Annotated in this window: 26 protein-coding genes and 1 riboswitch; of the genes, 16 read left to right on the top strand and 10 right to left on the bottom strand. The window is 61.6% G+C overall.

The window, feature by feature from the left end:
- Positions 1-145 precede the first annotated feature (145 nt).
- The 3 genes from HX803_RS09040 to HX803_RS09030 all read left to right on the top strand — a co-directional run bounded on the left by HX803_RS09040 (position 146) and on the right by HX803_RS09030 (position 2,708).
- Positions 146-487 carry a hypothetical protein gene (locus HX803_RS09040; protein ID WP_178920083.1) on the top strand — a complete coding sequence of 114 codons (342 nt, stop codon included), beginning with the start codon at positions 146-148 and terminating at the stop codon, positions 485-487.
- Between the two features lie 95 nt (positions 488-582).
- Positions 583-2,241 carry an NAD-dependent DNA ligase LigB gene (gene ligB, locus HX803_RS09035; RefSeq protein WP_178920082.1) on the top strand — a complete coding sequence of 553 codons (1,659 nt, stop codon included), beginning with the start codon at positions 583-585 and terminating at the stop codon, positions 2,239-2,241.
- A 71-nt stretch (positions 2,242-2,312) separates the two neighbouring features.
- Complete coding sequence (locus HX803_RS09030; protein ID WP_178920081.1) at positions 2,313-2,708, top strand: DUF1090 domain-containing protein; 396 nt, start codon at positions 2,313-2,315, stop codon at positions 2,706-2,708.
- A 6-nt stretch (positions 2,709-2,714) separates the two neighbouring features.
- Here HX803_RS09030 and HX803_RS09025 read toward each other — a convergent pair whose 3' ends face one another.
- Positions 2,715-3,164 (bottom strand): cytochrome c, encoded by a 450-nt coding sequence (locus HX803_RS09025; protein WP_178920080.1) that lies wholly within the window; start codon positions 3,162-3,164, stop codon positions 2,715-2,717.
- A gap of 129 nt (positions 3,165-3,293) precedes the next feature.
- Between HX803_RS09025 and HX803_RS09020 the strand changes: the two genes are divergently transcribed.
- Entirely contained in the window at positions 3,294-4,478 is a 1,185-nt protein-coding gene (locus tag HX803_RS09020; protein WP_178920079.1) for a murein transglycosylase A, read from the top strand.
- A 126-nt stretch (positions 4,479-4,604) separates the two neighbouring features.
- On the opposite strand, the gene HX803_RS09015 is transcribed toward HX803_RS09020, so the two are convergent.
- The gene (locus HX803_RS09015; protein ID WP_176996725.1) at positions 4,605-4,991 is read right to left on the bottom strand and encodes an MAPEG family protein; all 387 of its coding nucleotides are present in this window, start codon (positions 4,989-4,991) and stop codon (positions 4,605-4,607) included.
- Positions 4,992-5,187: 196 nt separating this feature from the next.
- Between HX803_RS09015 and HX803_RS09010 the strand changes: the two genes are divergently transcribed.
- On the top strand, positions 5,188-6,447 hold the full coding sequence (locus HX803_RS09010) for a sodium:proton antiporter (protein WP_178920078.1): 1,260 nt from the start codon (positions 5,188-5,190) through the stop codon (positions 6,445-6,447).
- Here the strand turns inward: HX803_RS09010 and HX803_RS09005 are convergent.
- A complete protein-coding gene (locus HX803_RS09005; protein WP_178920077.1) occupies positions 6,441-7,328 on the bottom strand; it encodes a formate/nitrite transporter family protein in 888 nt (295 codons plus the stop codon). The genes HX803_RS09010 and HX803_RS09005 overlap by 7 nt on opposite strands.
- Before the next feature lie 253 nt (positions 7,329-7,581).
- Positions 7,582-7,986 carry a hotdog domain-containing protein gene (locus tag HX803_RS09000; protein ID WP_178920076.1) on the bottom strand — a complete coding sequence of 135 codons (405 nt, stop codon included), beginning with the start codon at positions 7,984-7,986 and terminating at the stop codon, positions 7,582-7,584.
- A gap of 199 nt (positions 7,987-8,185) precedes the next feature.
- Positions 8,186-8,292: riboswitch (S-adenosyl-L-homocysteine riboswitch) on the top strand.
- Positions 8,293-8,313: 21 nt separating this feature from the next.
- On the opposite strand from HX803_RS09000, the gene ahcY reads away from it, so the two are divergent.
- From ahcY to HX803_RS08975, 5 genes are all read left to right on the top strand, one after another.
- Complete coding sequence (ahcY, locus tag HX803_RS08995; RefSeq protein WP_178920075.1) at positions 8,314-9,723, top strand: adenosylhomocysteinase; 1,410 nt, start codon at positions 8,314-8,316, stop codon at positions 9,721-9,723.
- A gap of 171 nt (positions 9,724-9,894) precedes the next feature.
- A complete protein-coding gene (metF, locus tag HX803_RS08990) occupies positions 9,895-10,740 on the top strand; it encodes a methylenetetrahydrofolate reductase [NAD(P)H] (protein ID WP_178920074.1) in 846 nt (281 codons plus the stop codon).
- Positions 10,741-10,818: 78 nt separating this feature from the next.
- On the top strand, positions 10,819-11,901 hold the full coding sequence (locus HX803_RS08985) for a hypothetical protein (protein ID WP_178920073.1): 1,083 nt from the start codon (positions 10,819-10,821) through the stop codon (positions 11,899-11,901).
- Between the two features lie 63 nt (positions 11,902-11,964).
- Positions 11,965-12,768, top strand: coding sequence for an ABC transporter substrate-binding protein (locus HX803_RS08980; protein WP_178920072.1), 804 nt, complete (start codon positions 11,965-11,967; stop codon positions 12,766-12,768).
- A 221-nt stretch (positions 12,769-12,989) separates the two neighbouring features.
- Entirely contained in the window at positions 12,990-14,867 is a 1,878-nt protein-coding gene (locus tag HX803_RS08975; RefSeq protein WP_178920071.1) for a DEAD/DEAH box helicase, read from the top strand.
- Between the two features lie 185 nt (positions 14,868-15,052).
- On the opposite strand, the gene HX803_RS08970 is transcribed toward HX803_RS08975, so the two are convergent.
- Together HX803_RS08970 and HX803_RS08965 are read right to left on the bottom strand one after the other, a co-directional pair.
- Entirely contained in the window at positions 15,053-15,631 is a 579-nt protein-coding gene (locus tag HX803_RS08970) for a YceI family protein (protein ID WP_178920070.1), read from the bottom strand.
- 32 nt (positions 15,632-15,663) lie between these two features.
- Entirely contained in the window at positions 15,664-16,215 is a 552-nt protein-coding gene (locus HX803_RS08965; protein ID WP_176996734.1) for a cytochrome b, read from the bottom strand.
- Between the two features lie 272 nt (positions 16,216-16,487).
- On the opposite strand from HX803_RS08965, the gene HX803_RS08960 reads away from it, so the two are divergent.
- Positions 16,488-17,894 (top strand): adenosylmethionine--8-amino-7-oxononanoate transaminase, encoded by a 1,407-nt coding sequence (locus HX803_RS08960; RefSeq protein WP_178920069.1) that lies wholly within the window; start codon positions 16,488-16,490, stop codon positions 17,892-17,894.
- 162 nt (positions 17,895-18,056) lie between these two features.
- Entirely contained in the window at positions 18,057-18,776 is a 720-nt protein-coding gene (locus HX803_RS08955; RefSeq protein ID WP_178920068.1) for a 16S rRNA (uracil(1498)-N(3))-methyltransferase, read from the top strand.
- Positions 18,777-18,918: 142 nt separating this feature from the next.
- Here the strand turns inward: HX803_RS08955 and HX803_RS08950 are convergent, their stop codons facing one another.
- The 3 genes from HX803_RS08950 to HX803_RS08940 are packed head-to-tail and all read right to left on the bottom strand — an operon-like array spanning position 18,919 to position 21,438.
- Complete coding sequence (locus HX803_RS08950) at positions 18,919-19,821, bottom strand: transporter substrate-binding domain-containing protein (RefSeq protein WP_178920067.1); 903 nt, start codon at positions 19,819-19,821, stop codon at positions 18,919-18,921.
- Between the two features lie 24 nt (positions 19,822-19,845).
- On the bottom strand, positions 19,846-20,196 hold the full coding sequence (locus HX803_RS08945) for a RidA family protein (protein ID WP_178920066.1): 351 nt from the start codon (positions 20,194-20,196) through the stop codon (positions 19,846-19,848).
- A 9-nt stretch (positions 20,197-20,205) separates the two neighbouring features.
- The gene (locus HX803_RS08940) at positions 20,206-21,438 is read right to left on the bottom strand and encodes a D-amino acid dehydrogenase (protein WP_178920065.1); all 1,233 of its coding nucleotides are present in this window, start codon (positions 21,436-21,438) and stop codon (positions 20,206-20,208) included.
- Between the two features lie 108 nt (positions 21,439-21,546).
- Between HX803_RS08940 and HX803_RS08935 the strand changes: the two genes are divergently transcribed.
- Entirely contained in the window at positions 21,547-22,449 is a 903-nt protein-coding gene (locus HX803_RS08935; RefSeq protein WP_178920064.1) for a LysR family transcriptional regulator, read from the top strand.
- Between the two features lie 140 nt (positions 22,450-22,589).
- Here the strand turns inward: HX803_RS08935 and HX803_RS08930 are convergent, their stop codons facing one another.
- Positions 22,590-23,207 carry a hemolysin III family protein gene (locus HX803_RS08930; RefSeq protein ID WP_178920063.1) on the bottom strand — a complete coding sequence of 206 codons (618 nt, stop codon included), beginning with the start codon at positions 23,205-23,207 and terminating at the stop codon, positions 22,590-22,592.
- Between the two features lie 238 nt (positions 23,208-23,445).
- On the opposite strand from HX803_RS08930, the gene HX803_RS08925 reads away from it, so the two are divergent.
- The 3 genes from HX803_RS08925 to HX803_RS08915 are packed head-to-tail and all read left to right on the top strand — an operon-like array spanning position 23,446 to position 25,512.
- Positions 23,446-24,012, top strand: a complete 567-nt coding sequence (locus HX803_RS08925) for a chromate transporter (protein WP_176996742.1) — start codon at positions 23,446-23,448, stop codon at positions 24,010-24,012.
- On the top strand, positions 24,012-24,554 hold the full coding sequence (locus HX803_RS08920) for a chromate transporter (RefSeq protein WP_178920062.1): 543 nt from the start codon (positions 24,012-24,014) through the stop codon (positions 24,552-24,554). The genes HX803_RS08925 and HX803_RS08920 overlap by 1 nt, the downstream gene beginning before the upstream one ends.
- Before the next feature lie 37 nt (positions 24,555-24,591).
- Positions 24,592-25,512 (top strand): LysR substrate-binding domain-containing protein, encoded by a 921-nt coding sequence (locus HX803_RS08915; RefSeq protein WP_178920061.1) that lies wholly within the window; start codon positions 24,592-24,594, stop codon positions 25,510-25,512.
- Positions 25,513-25,632: the final 120 nt, after the last annotated feature.

The raw sequence follows: 25,632 nt of genomic DNA, 5'->3' as shown, positions 1-25,632 counted from the left end.
TTCACGTTTTTTGGATCCAATACTTGCAGGCCAAATAATGGCCCTCTAGAATCCGCGCCCTCTCGGGCCCTTCACCTTTTTTGGATATTGCCCTGCGCCAGCCCGGGATAGACACGCGCGCAGGCAATCGAACATTGAGGTTTTCATGCGCATTTCCACACTCGCCCCTGCCGCCCTTCTGCTCAGCCTGTTCGCCCTGCCGGCCCATGCTGCCGACCTGAGCGCCCTGGGTGGTGCACTGACGTCCAAACTGGGCGTGAGCAATTCCGGCGATTGCCAGCAACAAGCCAACGACCTGCAAGCCAAGATCGATGCTGCCAAGGCCGCCAAAGACGATCTCAAAGAGAAAGCCTTCAAAGCCGCTCAAGACCAGATCAACAAAGGTTGCAACAAACTCGCTGAGACCCAGGCCAAAGCCGACGCCAAGCCGCAAACACAGGAAGCCAAGGCCGACCCGGTGAAAGCCTTGGGCGGTCTGTTCAAGTAAGTAGAAACACCCGGTAAAAAGCCCCGCGCTGTCGGGGCTTTTTTGTGGCCGTGGGGATCACTTAGGCTGTGCGTCCTTTTCGGGCAAGGATGCTCATGATGCGTTTTCTGATTGCTCTTTTATTGAGTGCGGTGCCGTTCCTGGCGTGGGCCGAAGCGTGCCCGGATGACGTCCAATCTCAACTCGACAGTCTGGCCAGACAGGTCAGTCAATGGGATGACAGCTACCACCGGCTTGGCCAGTCGCCTGTCAGCGATGAGTTGTACGATCAGGCCCGGGGTCGCCTGGCCCAATGGCGCCAGTGTTTTCCTCAAACCCAGCCTGACAACCCACTGGCCAGTTCGCGAGGCACAGTGCGTCACCCAGTCGCTCACACGGGCCTGGAAAAACTGCTGGATGAGGCGGCGGTCGGCGACTGGCTCGGTACACGGCAAAACGTCTGGATCCAGCCCAAGGTCGACGGTGTGGCGGTGACACTGGTGTATCGCCAGGGTCGCTTGAGCCAGCTCATCAGTCGCGGCGACGGGCTGCTCGGCCAGGACTGGTCAGCCGCCGCACGCAAGATCCCAGGCATCGTCCAGCAACTCCCGGAACCTGTTGACCTGGTGCTGCAAGGCGAACTCTATTGGCGTCTCACCGATCATGTGCAGTCGGCCACCGGCGGGCTAAGCGCCCGCAGCAAGGTGGCCGGCCTGATGAACCGACGACAGCTGAGCGACACTGAAGCCAGCGGTATCGGCCTGTTCGTCTGGGCCTGGCCCGATGGCCCGCGCGACTTCACCGAACGTCTCGCCACACTCGCACGCTGGGGTTTCCCAGACAGCCAGCGCTACAGCCAGCCCCTCCAGAACATTACCGACGCCACACACTGGCGCAGCTATTGGTTCAACCACCCGTTGCCGTTCGCCAGCGATGGGGTGGTGCTGCATCAAGCCGTGCACGCACCCGCCGAACGCTGGCAGGCCAGCACACCCTACTGGGCGGCTGCCTGGAAGTACCCGGCGGCCAAGGCCCTGGCGCTGGTACGCAAGGTGCAATTCAAGATCGGGCGAACCGGGCGCATCACGCCGATCCTTGAACTGGAACCCGTGCGGATGGACGACAGGCAGATCAGCCGGGTCAGCGTCGGCTCCCTCAAGCGCTGGCAGGCGCTGGACATCCGCCCCGGCGACCATGTGTCCATCAGCCTGGCCGGCCAGGTGATTCCTCGGCTGGACCAGGTGATTCTGCGCAACGAGACCCGAGTGCCCATCGCTGTCCCTGACGCCCGCGACTTTCACCCCTTGAGCTGCTGGCAACTGGACCCGGGCTGCGAGGAGCAATTGCTGGCACGCTTGACCTGGATGAGCGGCGACCAGGGCCTGGCTTTGCCCCATATGGGCCGTGAAACCTGGAACGTATTGCTCCAGGCCGGTCTAATCGCAGGCTTTCTCGATTGGTTAACCCTGGATGAGGCAGAGCTTGCTAACATTGATGGCTTCGGCGACCGCAGCCGTGCGCGAGTGCTCGACAGCATTCACAGCGCCCGGCAACGGCCCTTTGCACAATGGCTCAAAGCCCTGGGTGTACCCCCTTCGGCACGCAACAACCTGGACGGTGGCTGGCAAAGCCTGGCCGCCAGAGATACCCAGACCTGGATGGCCACAGACGGCATCGGCCCGGGGCGCGCGGCGCAACTCAGCGCTTTTTTTCGCGACCCGCACGTTCAGGCACTGGCTGAAACATTACGCGTCGCCGGGATAGACGGGTTTTGAGCCCGGCCCGGCCACCTTTAAACCAACGGCAGAATTCACCCTGCCACCTGTTTGCGACCTTGGAGCCCTACATGAAATTTCTCGCCCCACTTGCCTTGCTGACCGTCGCAAGTTTCATGGCCACGCCGTTAATGGCCGCAGAAGAAGCCCCTCAACTCACCGGCTGCGCCGCCAAGCGCCAAGCCATCAGCACCCAGATCGATCAAGCCAAGGCCCACGGCAACAGCGAACAGCAAGCCGGCCTGGAGAAAGCCCTGAGCGAAGTCACCGCCAATTGCACTGATGCGTCCTTGAAGAAAGAGCGTGAGAACAAGGTGCTCGACGCCAAGCACGAAGTCAGCCGCCGTCAGGCCGACCTCGACAAGGCGATGAAAAAGGGCGACGCCGACAAGATCAACAAACGCAAAGACAAGCTCGCCCAGTCCCGCAAAGAACTGCAGGACGCAGTCGAAGAACTCGACAAGTAAAACCGGTCAGTGGTCGCGGAACTGTTTATGGCAGGCCGTGCAGGCGTCTTCGACCTTCTGCACCGCTGGCCCAAGGTTGCTGGCCTTGTAAGGCTGCACTTGGCTCGCGATCACCAGCTCACCGGTGGCGGCTTCAAGGTTGCGCGCCAGTTCCTGGAAACGTGCCTGCTGTTGCCACACGTTGTCCTTGGCACTCGTGTGGTCTTCCTCGCGCACGCTCGGGAAGTGCTTCCACGGCTCATGGGACAACGCATCGAGCTTGACCGCGCCTTCAGCGAACTTCGCACCGTCGAACGGGATACGCCCACGCAACATGCCACCCAGGTCTTCGCCGGTCTTGAGCATCTGCTTGAAGATCGCTTTGCGCTGGCCCAACGGCGAATTCGGGTCGACACCGCCACAGGCGGACAGCATCAGGCAGGCCAGCAATACAACGGTCAGTCTTTTAAAAGTCATGATGGCTTCGAGGTCACGGGAAACGGCGGCCAGTATCCTCGCCCCGCCCGTAAAGACCAATAGCCCTATTAATAATAAGGGTTGCCCGAGTGCGTGAAATCACGGGCAATCGCTTCAGGAAGTGTTTGTATGAATGTCACCCAAAAAGCCTGGAGCCGCCGCCTGGCGTGGGCTCTGCCAATGATCGCGCTGCTGGCCGGCTGCGATGGCGGCAAGGACGCGGGCAAAGATGAAATCGTAAAACCCCATGCTGTCGCCACCTACGTGAGCGCACCTTGGGAAGCTTTGCCCACGGTATCCGACACTGACTTGCTGGCCGGTTTTGAATCCTGGCGCAGTGCCTGCCAACGTCTCAAGGCCGACCCGGTCTGGGGCGCGACCTGTGCCGCTGCAGCCAGCGTGCCGGGCAATCCCGCAGCGGTTCGCGGCTTTCTCAAGGAGCGCCTGGATGTCTTCGGCCTGCGCTCGGCAGACAACACGCCTAACGGCTTGATCACCGGCTATTACGAACCGGTCTACCCCGGCAGCCTGACCAAAACCGCCACCGCCAACGTGCCGGTGTATGGCGTGCCGGATGACCTGATTATCGTCAACCTCGAAAGCATCTACCCGGAACTCAAGGGCAAGCGTCTGCGTGGTCGCTTGGAAGGTCGTGTGCTCAAGCCTTATGACGACGCCAGCACCATCAATGGCCAAGGTTCCAGTGCCAAGCCGATCGCTTGGCTAACAAACCCAATGGACCTGCAATTCCTCCAGATCCAGGGCTCAGGCCGCATTCAGCTGGCAGGCGGGCGGCAACTGCGCGTCGGCTATGGCGACCAGAACGGCTACCCGTACCGTCCTATCGGCCGCTGGCTGGTGGAACAAGGCGAGTTGAAAAAGGATGACGTGACCATGGGCGCCATCAGCGCCTGGGCCAAGGCACACCCGCAACGTATTCCCGAGCTGCTGGCAAGCAACCCCAGCTACGTGTTTTTCAGTGCCCGCCCCGACAGCAACGAAGGCCCACGCGGTTCGCTAAACGTGCCGCTGACTGCTGGCTACAGCGTGGCGGTGGACCGTAAGGTGATTCCGCTGGGCAGCTTGCTGTGGCTGTCGACGACTAAACCGGATGGTTCGCCTATCGCAAGGCCCGTCGCGGCGCAGGACACAGGTGGTGCGATCACGGGTGAAGTGCGGGCCGACCTGTTCTGGGGAACCGGCGACGCGGCGGGTGAACTGGCCGGCAACATGAAGCAGCAGGGGCAGATCTGGATGCTATGGCCCAAGGGGGCTGCATTGCCGCACGTACCCGATGCCCCTGTCGGAACCTAAGAGACGCTAGAGTTCAAAATGTGGGAGCGGGCTTGCTCGCGAATGCGGTGTGCCAGTCAGCACATCCGGTACTGACACACCGCATTCGCGAGCAAGCCCGCTCCCACAGGAGATCGTCGTCAATCTTTAGATCGAGACAAAGAAGAAACTCGCAATCAACGCCATGCCCACGAACCACACCAGCGAACGCAACATCGCCCAGTCCGCCAGGTAGCAAATGATGTACAGGAGGCGACTGGTGATAAACAGCACCGCCAGCACATTGATCGTCACCAGTGACGCCGTACCGGCCAGGTGCGCGATGATCACCGCCGCGGCAAACGCCGGGGTGACTTCAAAACTGTTGAGCTGGGCGTTGTGGGCGCGCTTGGCAAACCCGTCAAGGGTTTCCAGGAAGGCGCGAGGGTCGTGATTCTGCCGTGGCCCGAACTTGCCGCCGCTGAACTTGGCCACGCCCGTGCACAGATAAGGCAGGAAAATTGCGATCAACACACACCAGAAAGCGACCGTCATCACTGATTCCTTTTTGTCGTTTTAGTCAGAAGTTAGAGTTTTAGCACTAATAAAGCCAGGCCGCACCCTTCCGCTATGAGCCCCGGTGCGCTTAAAGGTTCTGTCCGGCATTTGCCCGGACGCTTGCAACCACCCGCCGCAGTTGCGGTCCATCCACCATCAACAATCCTCTCCCCCCAACTTCCAAGGACCCCGGATGCTTGAACTTGTCGCCGCCTTCATTTGCCTCACCACCCTGCTCACCTATGTGAACTTCCGTTTTATCGGCCTGCCGCCCACCATTGGCGTGATGGTCACGGCCTTGCTGTTTTCCCTGATCCTGCAAGGCTTGAGCTTTCTCGGCTACCCCGGCCTGGAAGAACGTATCCAGCAGTTGATCGGCCAGATCGACTTCGGCGACCTGTTGATGAACTGGATGCTCTCCTTCCTGCTGTTTGCCGGCGCCTTGCACGTCAACCTGAACGACCTGCGCAGCTACCGTTGGCCCATCGGCCTGCTGGCGACCTTTGGTGTGTTGATCGCCACCGTGGTGATTGGCAGCCTGGCGTACTACATCTTTGCCTTGTTCGGCTGGCAGGTGAGCTTCCTGTACTGCCTGTTGTTCGGCGCACTGATCTCCCCCACCGACCCGATTGCGGTACTCGGTGTGCTACGAACCGCCAATGCATCCAAACCGCTTAAAACCACCATCGTCGGCGAGTCGCTATTCAACGACGGCACGGCGGTGGTGGTGTTTACTGTCTTGCTGGGTATCGCGCAGCTGGGCGAAACACCTACAGTGGGCGCCACTGCCATGCTATTTGCCCACGAGGCCATCGGCGGCGTGGTGTTTGGTGGCCTGATCGGCTACCTGGTGTACCTGATGATCAAGAGCATCGAGCAGCACCAGATCGAAGTGATGCTGACCCTCGCCTTGGTAATCGGCGGCTCGGCGATGGCCACGGAACTGCACGTCTCCGCCCCGATCGCGATGGTGGTGGCCGGCCTGATCATCGGCAACCTGGGCCGCAAGCTGGCGATGAACGACATGACCCGCCGCTACCTGGACGGCTTCTGGGAATTGCTCGACGACATGCTCAACGCCCTGCTGTTCGCCCTGATCGGCATGGAGCTGCTGCTGTTGCCGTTCAACTGGCTGCATGTGTTCGCTGCCAGCCTGCTGGCAGTGGCAATCCTGCTCTCGCGCCTGTTGACCGTCGCCCCAGCGATCCTGTTGCTGCGCCGCTGGCGCACGGTGCCACGGGGCACCATCCGCATTCTCACCTGGGGCGGTTTGCGCGGCGGTGTGTCGGTAGCACTGGCGCTAGCCCTGCCGCTAGGTCCGGAACGTGACCTGCTGCTGAGCATCACCTATATCGTGGTGCTGTCGTCGATCCTGCTGCAGGGTTTGAGCATCGGCAAGCTGGTCAAGCGCGTGACCCGGGACGAGCCCCAGGCCACGCCTGACGTTCACTGATCCTTGCTGATCGGCTGCGGATGCCTCGGGTCCGCAGCCTTTTTGCCCGGCAGGCTGTTTTCACTGCGGATTTGCGCGTGGCTGATCAGCGCAAAGATAAAGCTGCCGCCAATGATGTTGCCCGCCAGCGTCGGCCCGGCAAACACCAGCCAGAAGTCCTTCCAGGCCAATTCGCCAGCAAATACCAGGTAAGACACCTCCGCCGAGCCCACCACGATGTGGGTAAAGTCCCCCAGCGCCATCAAGTAAGTGATCAGGATAATGATCCACAGCTTGGCGCTTTCCATCGACGGGATCATCCACACCATGGTGGCAATCATCCAACCGGAGACAATGCCCTTGGCGAACATCTGCCCGGGATCGTTCTCCATGACCTTGCGCCCGATGTCGAGGAAGGCCATGTCGGTCTTGGTGTCGAAAATCGGCAGATGCAGCATCACGTAGGCTACCAGCAAGGTGCCGCACAGGTTGCCCACCAGCACCACGGTCCACAGTCGCAGCAACCGGCCAGCATTGGCCAATGTCGGCTTGCTCATCACCGGCAGCACGGCGGTGAGGGTGTTTTCGGTGAACAACTGCTGACGCGCAAGAATTACCGCGAGGAAACCCGCGCAATAACCGAAGCTGGCGATCACCTTGAACCCTTCGCCGTCCGGCAAGCGTGAATTGAGCAGGCCCATCCCCATCAGGGACAGCCCCATGGTCAGGCCGGCCGCCAGCGCCGACCACCACAGCGCCGCGACATTGCGCTCCAGTTCCTGGTCGCCCTGGGTGCGGATGATTTCATGCAGAACCGCCGCGCGAGGCGGCTGGTTCTTGTCCACGTCCTGCTGCTCTTCCTGTGACAGGTTGGGGGTCTTGCCGTCTTCTTCAGTAGCCATGATCGCTCAGCGCTCGAGGGGTGCCTGTAGCTACGACACGCCGCGACGACAGCTGTTCAGTGGCCCGGTATGTGCCAGGCCTTGGCCTCGCGCGACTCGATGCGCATCATCTCGTCCAGGGGGCGCATTTGGACAGGGGAGCAGGGCACTTTCATACACAGGCCCTCGCTACAGGAGGGTGTCCTGAGCGATGAGGCGCCGGAGAAAGATCCAGGCGGAATGATTTGGCAACGCAAATCACACCACGATGGTGTTACTCGGTGACGTTGTCGTCCTGAAACTGATCCTTCACGTACTTGATCTCGGTACGGCCGTGGGGCGCAGGCAAGCCATCTTCGCCAAGGTTGACGAAAACCATTTTTTCCACGGTCAGGATGCTTTTGCGGGTGATCTTGTTGCGCACTTCGCAGGTCAGGGTGATGGAGGTGCGACCGAACTCGGTGGCGGTGATGCCCAGTTCGATGATGTCGCCCTGGCGCGAAGCGCTGACAAAGTTGATTTCGGAGATGTACTTGGTGACGACGCGCTGGTTGCCCAACTGGACAATCGCGTAAATGGCCGCTTCTTCGTCGATCCAGCGCAGCAGGCTGCCACCGAACAGGGTGCCGTTGGGGTTGAGGTCTTCGGGTTTTACCCATTTGCGGGTGTGGAAGTTCATGGTCACTCCAAAGCGTCTGGCGAAATGATGGGCATCATCATGGCAGAGCCTGGGCCCAAGCTCTATGAGCCATCGCCTATCAACCCCATCAGCGATCTTCATATGGCCGACGGAAAGGCTTTTAGAACGCGTAACCAGACGGCTATAATCGCCCCCGCTTCAAAACGGTCATCTTCGATTGATACCGTTCTCCCGCCACCTGTCCGAGGGGCGCTGCAGCAGGTTCAACCTGTCAGGCTCGGATGGGGCGTTGTCCGGCCTGGTACTTCCGGCCTGATACTAAACGCACAACGGCGCCCATTCGCACACTACGAATGGAGGCTCTTCATGAGCGCAGTAAACACGCCTGCAGATTTCAACGACTACAAGGTCGCCGACATGTCCCTCGCTGCCTGGGGCCGTCGCGAAACCTTCATCGCCGAATCCGAAATGCCAGCCCTGATGGGCCTGCGTCGCAAGTACGCCGCCGAGCAGCCACTCAAAGGCGCCAAGATCCTCGGCTGCATCCACATGACCATCCAGACTGCCGTGCTGATCGAAACCCTGGTTGCCCTGGGTGCCGAAGTGCGTTGGTCGTCCTGCAACATCTTCTCGACTCAAGACCAGGCCGCTGCCGCCATCGCGGCTGCCGGTATCCCGGTCTTCGCCTGGAAAGGCGAGACTGAAGAAGAGTACGAGTGGTGCCTGGAGCAAACCATCCTCAAAGATGGCGCGCCTTGGGATGCCAACATGATCCTCGACGACGGCGGCGACCTGACCGAGCTGCTGCACAAGAAATACCCGGCCATCCTGGACCGCGTCCACGGCGTGACCGAAGAGACCACCACTGGCGTTCACCGCCTGCTGGACATGCTGGCCAAGGGCGAGCTGAAAATCCCGGCCATCAACGTCAACGACTCGGTGACCAAGAGCAAGAACGACAACAAGTACGGCTGCCGTCACAGCCTGAACGACGCCATCAAGCGCGGCACCGACCACCTGCTGTCGGGCAAGCAAGCCCTGGTGATCGGCTACGGTGACGTGGGCAAGGGTTCGTCCCAGTCCCTGCGTCAGGAAGGCATGATCGTTAAAGTCTCCGAAGTTGACCCGATCTGCGCCATGCAAGCCTGCATGGACGGTTTCGAAGTGGTTTCGCCGTTCATCAACGGCCAGAACGACGGCACCGAAGCGAGCATCGACAAAGCACTGCTGGGCAAGATCGACCTGATCGTGACCACTACCGGTAACGTGAATGTTTGCGACGCAAACATGCTCAAGGCCCTGAAGAAGCGCGCTGTTGTCTGCAACATCGGCCACTTCGACAACGAGATCGACACCGCTTTCATGCGCAAGAACTGGGCATGGGAAGAAGTGAAGCCTCAGGTACACAAGGTTCACCGTACCGGCGCTGGCGATTTCGACCCACAGAACGACGACTACCTGATCCTGCTGGCTGAAGGCCGTCTGGTTAACCTGGGCAACGCTACCGGCCACCCAAGCCGCATCATGGACGGCTCGTTCGCCAACCAGGTGCTGGCCCAGATCTTCCTGTTCGGCCAGAAGTACGCCGACCTGTCGCCCGCCCAGAAAGCCGAGCGCCTGACCGTGGAAGTACTGCCGAAGAAACTCGACGAAGAAGTGGCCCTGGAAATGGTCCGCGGCTTCGGCGGCGTGGTCACCCAACTGACCAAGACCCAGGCCGACTACATCGGCGTGACCGTCGAAGGTCCGTTCAAGCCGCACGCTTACCGCTACTGATTTGCCTGCTGCCCGCCTCCTTCTGGGGGCGGGCCCTTGTAGGAGCTGGCTTGCCGGCGATGCAGGCGCCTCGGTGGCTCACTAAAATCGAGGTGATGCCATCGCCGGCAAGCCAGCGCCTACAGGGATTGCGCACGTCTTACAGGCCTTTGAGTTTCCAAGGATACGACCATGTCCCAAGACCGTCGCTACAGCTTCGAGTTCTTCCCGACCAAGACCGATGCTGGGCATGAAAAACTGATGGCGACTGCTACTCAGTTGGCCAGCTACAACCCCGACTTCTTTTCCTGCACCTACGGCGCCGGCGGCTCGACCCGTGACCGCACGATCAACACCGTGCTGCAGCTGGAAAGCCAGGTCAAAGTTCCCGCCGCTCCGCACTTGTCGTGCGTGGGCGACAGCAAGGCCGACCTGCGCGGCCTGCTGACCCAATACAAGCAAGCCGGCATCAAGCGCATCGTCGCCCTGCGCGGCGACCTGCCATCCGGCATGGGCATGGCCAGCGGCGAGCTGCGCTACGCCAATGACCTGGTGAGTTTCATCCGCGAAGAAAGCGGCGATCACTTCCACATCGAAGTGGCCGCCTACCCGGAGATGCACCCCCAGGCGCGCAATTTCGAAGACGATCTTCACAATTTCGTGCGCAAGGCCAACGCCGGCGCCGACAGCGCCATCACCCAGTACTTCTTCAACGCCGACAGCTACTTCTATTTCGTCGAGCGTGTACGGGCCATGGGCGTCAACATCCCGATCGTGCCGGGCATCATGCCGATCACCAACTACAGCAAGCTGGCGCGCTTCTCCGACGCCTGCGGCGCTGAAATCCCACGCTGGGTGCGCAAGCAACTGGAAGCCTACGGCGACGACGTCAAGAGCATCCAGGCGTTCGGCGAGCAGGTCATCACCGAAATGTGTGAACGTTTGTTACAAGGTGGCGCGCCAGGGTTGCACTTCTATACCCTGAACCAGGCTGAACCCAGCCTTGCCATCTGGAACAATCTCAAGCTGCCACGCTAAAGGTTGTCTGGCTGTACCAAGGCCCTCGCTCCGACGAGGGCCTTTGTCGTTTTAAATGCCCACGGAATCCAGCAGTCCATGAATACAGCCTCTCCGACGTCCCGCCCGCAACTGGTCTACCTGGTCTTCGGTTCCGAGACCTACCACCAGGAAGCGGTATTCAGCATCGCCAGCGCATTGGCCTTTCTGCAGGAAACCCCGGACGCGGCCCTTGATATCCAGGTATTCAGCGACAACCCAGAGCCCTATCGCCTGCTGCCCGTACGTGTGCGCCCGCTGGACGAGGCCACGCGCAAACGCTGGAGCGAGCCCCATGGTTACCACTTCCGCACCAAGCACGTGGTGCTGCGCCAAGTGCTGGAGGAGTCGCCGGTCGCGCTGCTGATCGACACCGACACCTTCTTCCATCACTCGCCCATGGCGCTGTTCGAGCGCGTGCAGCCCGGCACTTTGCTGTGCAACGCCTTCTATACCAAGTACGGCGATAACCACGAAAGCATCCTCTACACCGCCCTGCACCAGCGTTTACTGGACATGGGCGTGGCCGACGATGACATGATGACCCTCAACTCGGGCGTCATGGGCCTGACGCAACAGGACGCACACATCCTCGACCGCTCGATCGAGCTGATGGATGAACTGTTCCCCCATGCTCAGGGCGCCTACACCCTGGAAGAGTTCTGCTTGTCCATCGCCGCCTACCGTACCGTCAACGTGCGCGAGTGCCCGGACCTGATCCACCACTACTGGAGCCGCAAGCAGCTGTTCCGGGCCAAGGTCAAGGCGTGGATCGCCAAGCACGGGGCAAACCCTACCAGCGAACTGGCGATGGCCGACACCCGCCAGGTGTCCTCACACCTGCCGCGCCCACCGCGCCTGCAACGCCTGATGTACAAGCTGATCACGCTGCTGCTGCCCAAGCACCAGCAGCAGTTCATCCGTGAAATCCTCTACGGTTGCTACGAGCACGAGAATGAATTCGACCAGGCGTGCGGCCCGGTTTGGTGGGACAAGGCGCGACAAAATCAGGAAGAGCGCCAGCAGCGGCCGATTGACGCACACCAACTGGAGCACTGGTTCGCCAACCCGGTGGTGCGTCTGATTCTGGGCGAGCGGCGCAATGCGATCCACGAGCATCTGATGGACACACCGGCCAAATAGGACCGCCCGCAAATGCGTGTGCCAGAGCTTCTCTTTAGGGCAGGAGCGTCGTAACCTCAGGGCATGCCCGTTCTTCTCAAGCTGTTGACCGCTGCGCTTTTCACTTGCCTGAGCTTCGCCGCTCATGGCGAGAAATTGCGCATTGTCACCGAGCCCTGGGCGCCTTACGTCTACGACGACAACGGCACCATGCGCGGGCTGGACTACGAAACCACGGTGATCGTGTTCCAGCGCCTGGGGGTCGATGTGCAGTGGCAGTTCCTGCCCTGGAAACGCTGCCTGGCGATGCTTGACCAGGGCCACGCCGATGGCGCGCTGGACATCTTCCACAGCCACGACCGCGACGCCCTGCTGCTCTACCCCAGCGAGCCGTTGTCGGAAGTCGAGTTCGCGCTGTACTACGCCAACGAGCGCCCCCACCCCGTCGAAACCCTCGACGACCTGCGCGGCCTGACGGTCGGCACCTCACCGGGCTACCTCTATAGCGAGGCGTTCAGGGAGTCCACCCTGTTCAACCACGAGCCGGCTCCCAGCCACGAGGCCAACTTCGGCAAGCTGTCCCTGGGCCGCATCGACCTGTTGATCACTGACCGCCGCGTGGGCCAGCATGTGCTCAAGGCCCTGGGCCTGGAAGGCAAGGTCAGCCAGGCGCCCATGGTGGTCAGCCGCCAACAGCAGTTCCTGGCAGTGCGCCGTGGCGCAGGCATGGACCTGCTGGTGCAACGCTTTGCCGCCGAGCTCAAACGCTTCAAACAAGAGCCCGCCTACGCCGCCTTGAGCGAAAAATACGGCGGCGGCCCTGCCCCAACGGCCTCGATACCCGTCCCCGAACACACCGTTGAGCAGCAGGAAAGCAGCGCGCCGTGATTGCTCTGTTATACTCCGGCCTTTCCGCCAGGCTTACGCCCGGCCGCTGAGGTCTTGAAAAAGGCACCCAACCCCGCTACAGCGCAGCTTTCAGCCCGCGCGAGCCGGTGGAGTGCCCGCCAGACGCAGCAGGACCGGACGGGATAACGCTCCCCTAAGCGTCATTCACGCCCGGCAAGATTATCCCTCTGGGCCAAGCCCTAACTAAAACAGGATTACTCATGTCCTTTGCTTCCCTCGGTCTCTCCGAGGCTTTAGTCCGCGCCATCGAGGCAGCGGGCTATACCGAGCCTACTCCGGTGCAACAGCGGGCCATTCCCGCCGTGTTGCAAGGTCGCGACCTGATGGTTGCGGCTCAGACAGGTACTGGTAAAACCGGCGGCTTCGCCCTCCCGATCCTGGAGCGGTTGTTTCCCAACGGTCATCCGGACAAATCCCAGCGTCACGGCCCGCGCCAACCGCGTGTACTGGTCCTGACCCCTACCCGCGAACTCGCCGCCCAAGTGCACGACAGCTTCAAGCTGTATGCCCGCGACCTGAAGTTCGTCAGCGCCTGCATCTTCGGCGGCGTCGGCATGAACCCACAGGTTCAGGCCATGTCCCGTGGTGTTGACGTGCTGGTGGCCTGCCCTGGCCGCCTGCTCGACCTGTGCGGCCAAGGCAGCGTCGACCTGTCCCACGTGGAAATCCTCGTGCTGGACGAAGCCGACCGCATGCTCGACATGGGCTTTGTCCATGACGTGAAAAAGGTCCTCGCGCGCCTGCCAGCCAAACGCCAGAACCTGCTGTTCTCGGCCACGTTCTCCCAGGACATCACTGCCCTGGCCGGCAAGCTGCTGCACAACCCGGAACGCATCGAAGTCACGCCGCCGAACACCACGGTCGAGCGCATCGAGCAACGCGTGTTCCGCCTGGCCGCCAGCCACAAGCGTGCGCTGCTGGCTCACCTGATCACCGCAGGCGCCTGGGAACAGGTGCTGGTGTTCACCCGCACCAAGCACGGCGCCAACCGCCTGGCCGAGTACCTGGACAAGCACGGCCTCACCGCCGTCGCCATCCACGGCAACAAGAGCCAGAACGCACGCACCAAGGCCCTGGCTGACTTCAAGGCCGGCACCGTGCGCATCCTGGTCGCCACCGATATCGCCGCACGCGGCCTGGACATCGACCAATTGCCACACGTGGTCAACTTCGAGCTGCCAAACGTCGATGAAGACTACGTGCACCGTATCGGCCGTACCGGCCGTGCCGGTCGTTCGGGTGAAGCCATCTCCCTGGTTGCACCGGACGAAGAAAAACTGCTGAAAAGCATCGAGCGCATGACCAAGCAGAAAATCGCCGACGGCGACCTGATGGGCTTCGATGCCAGCGCCGTGGAGGCCGAGAAGCCAGAAGCGCGCGAACGTCCGGACGTGCGCAACCCGCGCAACCCACGCGGTCCGAAGGGCGATGGCCCGAACGGCGGCGGTGGTGGCGGTGGTCGTCGCGACAAGGGCAAAGACAAGGGCAAGGAAAAATCCGCCTCCAGCAGCCGTGGCGAACGCCCGGCCCGCGAGCAGAAGCCACGTGAAGGCACCCCGGCCCGCGAACAGCGCCAGCCGAGCCAGCCGCCACGCGCCGCAGCCGACCGCGCCCCAGACGAGTTCCTGGACGACGACGTGGACAACTTCGGTAACCGCGTCGACTACGTGCCCCAGGCCAAACCGGCCCAGGGCCGTGGCCGCCGCCCGGGTGCCCCGGCACAAGGTGCGGGTGCAGGTGCGCCACGTGGCGGTCAGCCACAAGGTGGCCGTCAGAACGGTCCGCGCAACAGCAGCGGCGGCACCACCGGTACCCCACCCGGCAAGCGCAACGGCCCACGCAACGGTGCACCACGTGACGGCCAGGCCCGTCGCGAAGACTCGCGCAACCGGCGCCCGTCCCGTGACGACCAAGCCCGTTCGTCCGAGCCAGCCGTGCAGAACCCGCGCGGCGGCCCGGCGCCGAAGATCATCCACAAGGAGTCGAAGGCAGACCGCTTCCCGACACCTGAGCAGTTGGATCAACTGCCGGGCCGTCCTCGTGGTGAGAAGCCAGCGCTGCTGACCCGTAACCGCTGAGTTTCAAAGCCCTATAAAAAATGCCCCGCCTCTTTCGAGACGGGGCATTTTTTTTGACTCAACACAGATCAACAGTGGATGGGCCCGCTCCCACAGGGGATCCCATGTCAGATCAATTGTTGTGTTGAACGGCTAGGCATAAAAAAACCGGATCGCGAGATCCGGTTTTTTTGTGCGGGCAGCAATTATTTCTGTTTCACACCTTCCAGCGAGATGTCCAGGTCTACAGTCTGCGAGGACGGGCCTGGGCCCTTGATGCCGAAGTCGTTCAGGTTAAGCGTGGTGGTGGCGTTGAAGCCAGCACGTTCGCCGCCCCATGGATCCTTGCCTTCACCGTTGAAGGTCGCCTTGAAGGTCACCGGCTTGGTCACACCGTGGAACGTCAGGTCGCCGGTCACGTCAGCGGTTTTTTCGCCGGTGGATTTAACGGCGGTGGACACGAACTTGGCGTCGGCAAACTTGGCGACGTCCAGGAAGTCCTTGCTCGCAACGTGCTTGTCACGTTCTGCGTGGTTGGACCACAGGCTGGCGGTTTTCACGTCGACAGCGATTTTGCTGGCTTCAGGCTTGGCGGCATCCCAGCTGAAAGTGCCATCCCAGTCCTTGAAGGTACCGTGGATGTAGCTGTAGCCCAGGTGGCTGATTTTCCAGTCGATGAAGGCGTGCTGGCCTTCCTTGTCGATCTTGTAGTCAGCAGCCATCACTTGGCCTGCGGACAGCAGGGCAGTACCGATTGCCAGAGCAGCGAGGGTCTTTTTCAACATGCGTTCTATTCCTTGTGAGTCGAGGTTGAACATCAGGCTTTGCGCCCCAGCATTCGCGTGAGGGTCGCATCACGATCGATAAAGTGGTGTTTCAAGGCAGCCACGCCGTGCAAGCCGGCGAAGACCACCAATACCCAGGCGAGGTACAGGTGCACCACGCCGGCGTTGTCTGCCTGGTCCGGTAGCCCGGAAACCACAGCAGGAATCTCAAACAGGCCAAACACCGGGATACCGACACCGTCTGCGGTGGAAATCAGGTAACCGGCAATCATCACGGCAAACAGCCCGAGATAAAGGAACGCGTGGCCAAATGCGGCACCGATACGGGTCAAGCGGCTGTAGCTGGCAAGCGGTGGTGGCGGCGGGCTGACCAGACGCCAGACGATACGCACCAGCATGATGGCGAACAGCGTGATGCCAATACTCTTGTGCAGGTCCGGCGCGTCTTTGCGCCAGGCGCTGTAGTAATCGAGCCCGACCATCCACAAGCCCAGGGCGAACAGACCAAACACCACCAAGGCTACGCCCCAGTGCAAAACCATGCTGACCCAACCGTAGCGGGCCGGAGAATTGCGTAACTGCATGTACTTAATCCCGTAAGAGCTGCGCCCAAGACTAGCGATTTACCTATCGAATTAAAGCGGAAATTTTCGCTTTGAAATATCGAGAAATACGATCTTGAGGGTATGAAGCGTAAATTAACAACGGATTAAGGACTATCCAGAAGAAACGTGACAGACCGTCCTGTGTTTACTGCCTATTCGCAGGTTATGGGTTGTGACACGGCCATCCATTGCATAGGCTTGCGCGATTGTTACGCCCGCGTGCCACGCGGGCCGCTTCGAGGAGACCCCAGATGGGCTTGAATAACCAGTGGATGCAACGCGACCTCGCCGTGCTGTGGCATCCCTGCACCCAGATGAAAGACCACCAGCAACTGCCCCTGATCCCGATCAAGCGGGGTGAAGGCGTCTGGCTGGAAGACTTCGAAGGCAAACGCTACCTCGACGCCGTCAGCTCCTGGTGGGTCAACGTGTTCGGCCACGCCAACCCGCGCATCAACCAGCGCATCAAGGACCAGGTGGACCAATTGGAACATGTGATCCTCGCCGGTTTCAGCCACCAGCCGGTGATCGAGCTGTCCGAGCGCCTGGTGCAAATGACGCCCGAAGGCCTGACGCGATGCTTCTACGCCGATAACGGCTCGTCGTGCATCGAAGTTGCGCTGAAAATGAGCTTTCACTACTGGCTCAACCGTGGCCTGCCGAACAAAAAGCGCTTCGTCACCCTGACCAACAGCTACCACGGCGAAACCATCGCCGCGATGTCGGTGGGCGACGTGCCGCTGTTTACCGAAACCTACAAGGCGTTGCTGCTCGACACGATCAAAGTGCCGAGCCCCGATTGCTACCTGCGCCCCGAAGGCGTGAGCTGGGAAGACCACTCGCGCACAATGGCCCAGGTGATGGAGCAGACCCTCGCCGAGCACCACGATAGCGTCGCCGCCGTGATCATCGAACCGTTGATCCAGGGTGCGGGCGGCATGCGCATGTACCACCCGGTGTACCTCAAACTGCTGCGCGAAGCCTGCGACCGCTACGGTGTGCACCTGATCCACGACGAAATCGCCGTCGGTTTCGGCCGCACCGGCAGCCTGTTCGCCTGTGAACAGGCCGGCATCCGCCCGGACTTCCTGTGCCTGTCCAAGGCCCTTACGGGCGGTTATCTGCCGCTGGCGGCCGTGGTCACCACCGATGACGTGTACGACGCGTTCTACGACGACTACCCGACCCTGCGTGCCTTCCTGCATTCCCACAGCTACACCGGCAACCCGCTGGCGTGTGCGGCGGCCCTGGCGACCCTGGATATTTTCGAAGAAGACAACGTCATCGAAAACAACAAGGCCCTGGCCCAGCGCATGGCCACTGCCACCGCGCACCTGGTGGACCACCCCCACGTGTCGGAAGTGCGCCAGACCGGCATGGTGCTGGCCATCGAGATGGTCCAGGACAAAGCCACCAAGACCGCCTACCCGTGGCAGGAACGCCGTGGCCTGAAGGTGTTCGAGCACGCCCTGGAGCGTGGTGCGCTGTTGCGGCCGCTGGGCAGCGTGGTGTATTTCCTACCGCCTTACGTGATCACGCCCGAGCAGATCGACTTTTTGGCCGAGGTTGCCAGCGAAGGCATCGATATCGCCACCAACAGCAAGGTCAGCGTTGCCGTACCAAAGGACTTCCATCCAGGCTTCCGCGACCCCGGCTGATCACCCACACCCTTGTAGGAGCCGGCTTCTGTGGCGAGGGAGCTTGCTCCCGCTGGGGTGCGAAGCGCCCCCAAAATCTGGCGACTGCTCCGCAGTCGAACGGGAGCAAGCTCCCTCGCCACAGCAAGCTCGCGCCTACATAAATATTTCCAGAGAACAGAAATGAGACTGTCCCGCTTTTTCACCGACACCCCGCTGAGCCTAGGCGAGCACGAATTGCCCGAAGCCCAGGCGCACTACATCAGCCGCGTGCTGCGCATGGGCGAAGGCGACGCCGTGCAATTGTTCGATGGTTCCGGCCAGGAGTTCCTGGGCAGCCTGCTGGAAGTCGGCAAGAAGCGCGTCACCGTGCAACTCACCCAACACTTCGATGGCCAGGCCGAGTCACCACTGCACATTCATCTCGGCCAGGGCCTGTCCCGGGGCGAGCGTATGGATTGGGCCATTCAGAAAGCCACCGAATTGGGTGTGAATGAAATCACGCCGATTTTCAGTGACCGCTGCGAAGTGCGCCTCAAGGACGAACGCGCCGACAAACGCCTGCTGCACTGGCGCCAAGTGGCGATCAGCGCATGCGAGCAGTGTGGGCGTTCAACCGTGCCGGTCATCCACCCGCCACTGTTGCTGGCGGACTGGTTGAAGCAGACCGAGGCCGATTTGAAGCTGGTGCTGCACCCGGTGGCCGAGCCGATGGTCAGCCACGCCAAGCCAGCGAGCCTGGCCTTCCTGATCGGGCCTGAGGGTGGGTTGACGGACAACGAGGTGCAAACTGCACAAGCGGCTGGCTACCACGCCGCTCGCCTGGGCCCGCGAGTGCTGCGCACCGAAACGGCACCGGTGGTGGCGTTGGCTGTGGCCCAACAACTGTGGGGTGATTTCTAACCCTGTCCCTTTGCAAACCCAATCCCCCCTGTGGGAGCTGGCTTGCCTGCGATGGCGGTCTTCCAGCCAACCCCACTGGCGCCTGACCCACCGCTATCGCAGGCAAGCCAGCTCCCACAGTGTTGATTGGGTGACCACTTCTTTATTCCACCGGGTCACTCACCGGCGTGGCAATGATCGCCTTCAACTCGCTGGTCATCGGGAACTCCAGGTTCAGCCCCTTGGGCGGAATCGGCTGTTCAAACCAGCGCTGGTAAATCCCGTTGATCGCCCCCGAGCGGTACAGGTCGCCCAGCGCGTCGTTGACCACCGCCAGGAACTGCGGGTCGTCCTTGCGCACCATGCAGCTGTAGATTTCCCGCGACTGTTCTTTACCCACCACCACCCAGTTGTGCGGGTCCTTGGCCTTGGCGCGCTCGCCGTAGAGCAAGGCGTCATCCATGTAGAACGCGGCCGCACGCCCCGTCTCAAGCATCTTGAACGCTTCGCCGTGGTCCTTGGCGCTGATCACGAACATATTGGCCTTGTGCTCGGCGTTGTAGCTTTTGAGGAACCGCTCATTGGTCGTGCCCGCCGTGGTCACCACGTTCTTGCCCGTCAGGTCCGCAAAGCCCGTGATGCCGCTGTCCTTGGCCGTCAGCAACTGGCCTTTCACGTAGATAAACCCGTAGGAAAACGCCACCTGTTTCTGCCGCTCGGCCGTCACCCCGGTGGAGCCGCATTCCAGGTCCACGGTGCCGTTCTGCACCAGCGGGATGCGCGTCTGGGACGTCACCAGGTTGTATTTCACCGCGAGGCTGGCCCCCCCGATTTTCTGCTGGACGCGTTCGACAATCTTGTTCGCCAGGTCCACTGAATAGCCCATCGGCTTGCCGCTGTGGTCGCCCACGTAGGAAAACGGCACCGACGCATCGCGATAACCCAAGGTGATGGATCGGGCGCTGGCGATCTTGCCCAGCGTGCCTTCCAGAGGCGCTTCATTGGCCTGTGCCTGTGCGCCAAACAAGAGCCCCAGGGTGCAGCCGGTCAACAGGATTTTTTTCATTGTTATGCTCCGTTGGTTTTTGAGTTATTTACGTACCGCGATCACGCTGATTTCCACCAGCACTGCCGGCCGCGCCAGTTCGGCTTGCAGGGTGGTGCGCGTCGGCGCGCAGCCCGGCGACAGCCAGGCCGACCACACGTCGTTCATCGGCGCAAAACCGCTGCCGATGTCTTTCAGGTAGATCGTCGCGTTGAGCAAGTGGTCCTTGTCGCTGCCGGCCTGGGCCAACAAGCCGTCGATCTTGGCCAGCACTTCTCGAGTCTGGGTCGCCACGTCCTGGCCATCGCCGGGCACCTGGCCCGAGAGAAACACCAGGTCCTTGAAGGTCACGGCGCCAGAGAGCCGGTCGTTGCTGCTGATACGGTGGATACTCATGGGTACACCTCAAGCGGCGCGGGGCACCAGGCCCTGCAGGTCAATGGAAGGCGTGCGTTGGTCGATCAGTTCGGCCAGCAATTGGCCGCTGCCGCTGGCCAAGGTAAAGCCAAGGGCGCCATGGCCCAGGTTGAGCCACAGGTTGCGGTAGACACTGGCGCCAATCAGCGGCACGCCGGTCGGCGTGGCCGGGCGCATGCCGGCCCATTCCACCGCCTGGGTGTAGTCGCCCGCCATAGGAAATGTCTCCAGCGCCTGGCGTTTCATCAGCGCCAGGCGCTTGGGCTCCAGGCGGGCGTCGAAGCCGACGATGTCCACCATGGCCGCCACCCGCAGTTGCTCGCCTATACGTGCGTAGACGATCTTGCGGTCGTAATCGGTGATGCTCACGCTTGGCGCCCGGTGCTGTGCGCCAATCGGCACGCTGAGGCTGTAACCCTTGAGCGGGTACAACGGCAGCGAAACACCCAACTCCGCGCTGCGATACCCCGCCGCCAGCACCAGGTTTTGTACCGGCATCACCTCATCGCCCATCTCGACCGCCTGCACTGCGCCGTGAGCATGACGAAGCCCAGTGACCTTGCGTCCGAGCAGGAAACGGCAGCGACCCGAAGCTTCAAGCCGCACGGCCATGCGTTGGCAGAAGGCATGACAATCGGCCACTTCTTCGTTTGGCGTATAGATCCCGCCGACAAAACCACCGCCCACCAAGGCCGGTTCCAGCCGCGCGCAGTCGTCAGCCGACAACACCTGCTGCTGCAGGATATCGGTGACTTTGCTGCGGGCATGCTCGAAGCTGCTGGCATTGCGGAAGGTCACCAGCTTGCCGTTGCGCCGCCAGTGGAAACCGTCCAGGTGATCGTCCTCGCGCCATTGCTGCAACGTGGCCTGGCTCAGGGACGCCAGGCGCAGCAGGTGCCCGGCATTGCGCGCGTTCACCGAGCCCCGGCAGGCGCCGAGAAACGCGGCCATCCAGCGCCATTGCTGCGGGTCCAGGCGCGGGCGCAGCTTGAGCGGCGAGTCCCCGCGCAATAGCCAGCCGATGGCTTGCAATGGCACGCCAGCATCTGCCAGCGGCGCGACATAGCGGTACGACAACTGCCCGCCGTTGGCGAAACTGGTTTCGCTGCCCAACGTGTCGCGGGCTTCGATCAGCGTGACCTCGTGACCGGCACGAACCAACGCATAGGCGCTGGCAAGCCCGACAACCCCACCGCCGATGATGCAAACCTGCTTGGCCATCCCAGCCCCCAGCCATTGAATGAAGAGGCCTCAAGCGTAGGGGCAGGTGACAGGCCATCGACAATGAATAAAGATGGGTCACCTATAAACAAAGGTTATGGACTTGCCATGCGCTTGCGTCATATCGAAATCTTCCAAGCCATCCGCCAGACCGGCTCCGTCAGCGCCGCCGCGCAGTTGCTGCACGTGTCGCAGCCGGCGGTGACCAAGGTGTTGCAACACGCCGAATTGCAGCTGGGCTTCCCCCTGTTCCTGCGGGTACGCGGCAAATTGCAGCCCACCCCGGAAGCCCTGGCGCTGGAAAGCGAAGTGGAGAAAGTCACCGAAAGCCTGCAAGGCGTGCGGCGCCTGGCCAAGAGCTTGCGGCGCGAACCCGGGCACAGCGTGCGCATTGGCGCAATCCCGGCGCTGGCCTTGTCGCTGCTGCCACCGGCCATCCTGGAATGGAAACGCGACTACCCGGACATGGCCTGCGAGCTGTCCAGCGACCATAGCCGCGAGCTGGTGCAGAAGCTGTTGATGCGTGAGATCGACCTGGCGCTGACCCTCAACTTTTCCGGGCATCCGGGGTTGACCACGCAAGTGCTGGCCAACGGTGTGCTGGTGGCATTGGCGTCCAAAGGCTATTGGTCTGAAGCCGCTTTGAGCACACCGTTGCCCTTGGCGGATCTGGCCGGTGCGCCGTTGATTGGCCTGTCCAGCGCCGACCCCTTGGCGGCCAAGCTCGACAGCTACCTGGAAAACGTCGACCCCGCGCCTCGGGTGACGATCTCGGTGCAGACCTATTCCCTGGCGCGTGCCATGGTGGAGTCCGGCGCCGGGCTTACCGTCATCGACCCCTTTACGGCACTCGGCGCCTCCACGGCCACCACCTGCATCCGTACACTCACCCCGCCGCTGCCAATCACCCTGTACGCCCTGACTCGCGCCGACGAACCGCCGCCGCATATGCTGGCCAAGCTGCTCAAGATCTTCGGCCACCGAGCCCAGGAACTGCTGAAACGCTTATAAGAACACCACTCTTAATACCGATGAAGATCCAATGTGGGAGCGGGCTTGCTCGCGAATGCGGTGTGTCAGTGAAGTAGATATTGGCTGAACCACCGCATTCGCGAGCAAGCCCGCTCCCACATTTTTGACCGGGCCGCCTATCAGAGCACGTAGTGCATGATTGCCACAAAGTGCAGCAGGCTGCCGCCGATGACGAACAGGTGCCAGATGCCGTGGGAGTGCCGCAGGCGATCTTCCAGGGCAAAGAAGATGATGCCCACGGTGTACAGCACCCCTCCGGCCGCCAGCCAGGTAAACCCCGCCGTGCCCAGCGCGGCGATCAGTGGCTTGACCGCCACCAGCACGATCCAGCCCATCACCGCGTAGATCACGATGGACAGCACCCGTGCTTCGGAGCGCGGCTTGATCTCCTGCAGGATGCCAATCACCGCCAGCCCCCAGACGATGCCGAACAACGTCCAGCCCCATGGACCACGCAGGGTGACCAGGCAAAACGGCGTGTAGCTGCCGGCGATCAGCAGGTAGATCGAAAAGTGATCGACCTTCTGCATGATCTCTTTTCGCCGCCCGCGCACGCTGTGGTACACGGTGGACGCGCTGTACAGCACCAACAGCGTAAAGCCATAGATCGCCACGCTGACGATCTTCCAGGGGCTGCCATCCAGGCTCGCTACCACCAGCATCCACACTGCGCCGGCAAAGGCTGCGACCGCCCCGAGCAAATGGCTCCAGGCGTTGAATCGTTCCCCGTGATACATGTGTCACTCACCTCGAATAACCGTTATCACCCTGAGCATTCTGACGCCAGACACTCACTTTCAGGTAACACCCTTTCTTCATTTGCCCAACGACCACTGCCCATCGGATGATTCGCACAATCCTGTGGGAGCTGGCTTGCCTGCGATGAGGGCCTGAGACTCAACATCTCTATCAACTGATAGACCGCTATCGCAGGCAAGCCAGCTCCCACATAAAAGCGCCCTATTGGTAATCGCCATGCCCGAGCTTGAACCCGACGCACCGCCCCCCAGCCTATGGCAGCTTTTTTACAACTTCGCCATGGTCGGCCTGTTCGGCTTTGGCGGCGTGATGCCCTGGGCGCGGCAGATGATGGTCGACCGCAGGCGCTGGGTCAGCGAGCAGGGCTTCAATGAACTGCTCACTACCGGCCAATTTTTCCCCGGCCCGAATATCGCCAACGTCGGCATCATCTTCGGCCGTCGCCTGCACGGCTTGCCGGGTGCGGTTGTGACCGTCTGCGGGCTGTACCTGTTCCCCTCGCTGATCACCGTGCTGGCCGGGTTCGCCTACGCCAAGTGGTGGAGCCATGAAGTGGTGCAGCAGATCTTCGGCGCGGTGATGCCGATTGCCACCGGGCTGATGTTGGGTACAACACTGCGCCTGCTCAAGGCCATGCCCCGCAACCTGGCCAACTACAGCGCCTTCGTGCTGACCTTCGTGTTGATGGCCGTGCTGGTGCTGCCGCTGTGGCTGGTGTTGCTGATCAGCATCCCCAGCTCCCTGGCCTTGAGTTTCATCGACACGAAAAAGGTGGCCGGCTGATGCAGACCGTCCTCCTGCACCTGATGATCCAATGCGCGCTGTGGTCGCTGATGGCGATTGGCGGCAACACCGTGGCCATTGGCGACATCCACCGCTACACCGTGGTGGACATGCATTGGATCACCGACGCGCAATTCGTCGCGTTCTTCGCCCTGTCCCAGGCGCTGCCGGGGCCCAACGGCATGTTCCTGGTGTTCATCGGCCAACAGGCGGCGGGGCTGCCGGGTGCACTGGTGGCCTTGCTGGCCAAGCTGGTGCCCTGTTCGGTATTGGCCTACGTCGGCGCCGGCTGGCTGGAAAAGCACACCCAGACGCCCTGGGTGCAACGGGTCAAGCGCAGCCTGCTGCCGATCTCCATCGGCCTGATCCTCGCCTCCACCTACATCCTGATGAACAGCCTGGAAAACAACACCACCAGCCTGGTCCTGACCCTGGCCAGCGCCGCCGTGGTCTATTACACGCGGCTCAACGCGATCTGGCTGATCATCGTCGGTGTATTGCTGGGCCTGGGCAGTGCATGGCTGGGAGTGAATTGGTTTTAGGGGCACAATCGACGGCATTCGAACAAGAGTGACCGCCATGCTGATCGACGAAGAGTTCACCCTCAAGAAGCTGGAAATCTTCCTGGCGTTCATGCGCACCGGCAACCTGGCCCGGGCCGCCGCCGAGCTGCAAACCAGCAACGTCAGCGTGCACCGCGCCATCCACTCCCTGGAAAACGCGCTGCGCTGCCCGCTGTTCAAGCACGAAGGGCGCAACCTCACGCCGCTGGAGAGCGCCTACGTGTTGGAGGAGCGCGCACAGAAACTGGTGGCCGACGTGGTCGACAGCGTACGCCTCACTCGCGAAGCGGCAGGCTATTCGGCGGAGCGTTTCAAGCTGGGGTCACTCTATTCGCTCACGGTGAAGACCGTGCCGCAATTGATCATGGGCCTGAAGATCCGCCGCAGCGAACTCAACATCGACCTGATCCTGGGCTCCAACTTCGACTTGCTCTACAAGCTCAAGAACATGGAAGTGGACGCCATCCTCATCTCCCTGGATGAGCATGCCAACGACCCCGACTGCGAGCAGATCGCGCTGTTTTCCGATGACATCTTCCTGGCCACCCCGGCCGACTCGCCCTTCGACCGCGAACAGCAGATCGACCTGGCGGATGTGCGCGACGCCACCTTCATCACCCTCACCCAGGGCTTCGCCACCCACCAGGATGGCAACCGCGTGTTCCAGCAGGCGGGGTTCGAGCCGAAGGTGGCGATGCAGGTCAATGACATCTTTACGCTGCTGAGCATGGTCAGCTCGGGCGTGGGTTACGCACTGCTGCCCGGGCGGATTGCGGCGGTGTATGAGAACCGGGTGAAGCTGATCCCGCTGCAACCCCGGTACCGGCTGCAGCAGCAGATAGGGGTGGTGTTCCTGAAGGCCAAGGAGCGCGACCCGAACCTGTTGGCGTTGTTGGCAGAGTGCCGGATGTACGCCAATCGCCAGGTGGCAACCTGATACACCGCATTCGCGAGCAAGCCCGCTCCCACATTCGACCGCATTTTCATGCTGGAACCCGATCAACTGTGGGAGCGGGCTTGCTCGCGAAGAGGCCCGACCAGACACCATAAATTCCGA

The sequence above is a fragment of the Pseudomonas sp. P7548 genome (genome assembly GCF_013386585.1).
Taxonomy (GTDB): domain Bacteria; phylum Pseudomonadota; class Gammaproteobacteria; order Pseudomonadales; family Pseudomonadaceae; genus Aquipseudomonas.
This window is presented reverse-complemented; position numbering and strand designations above follow the sequence as displayed.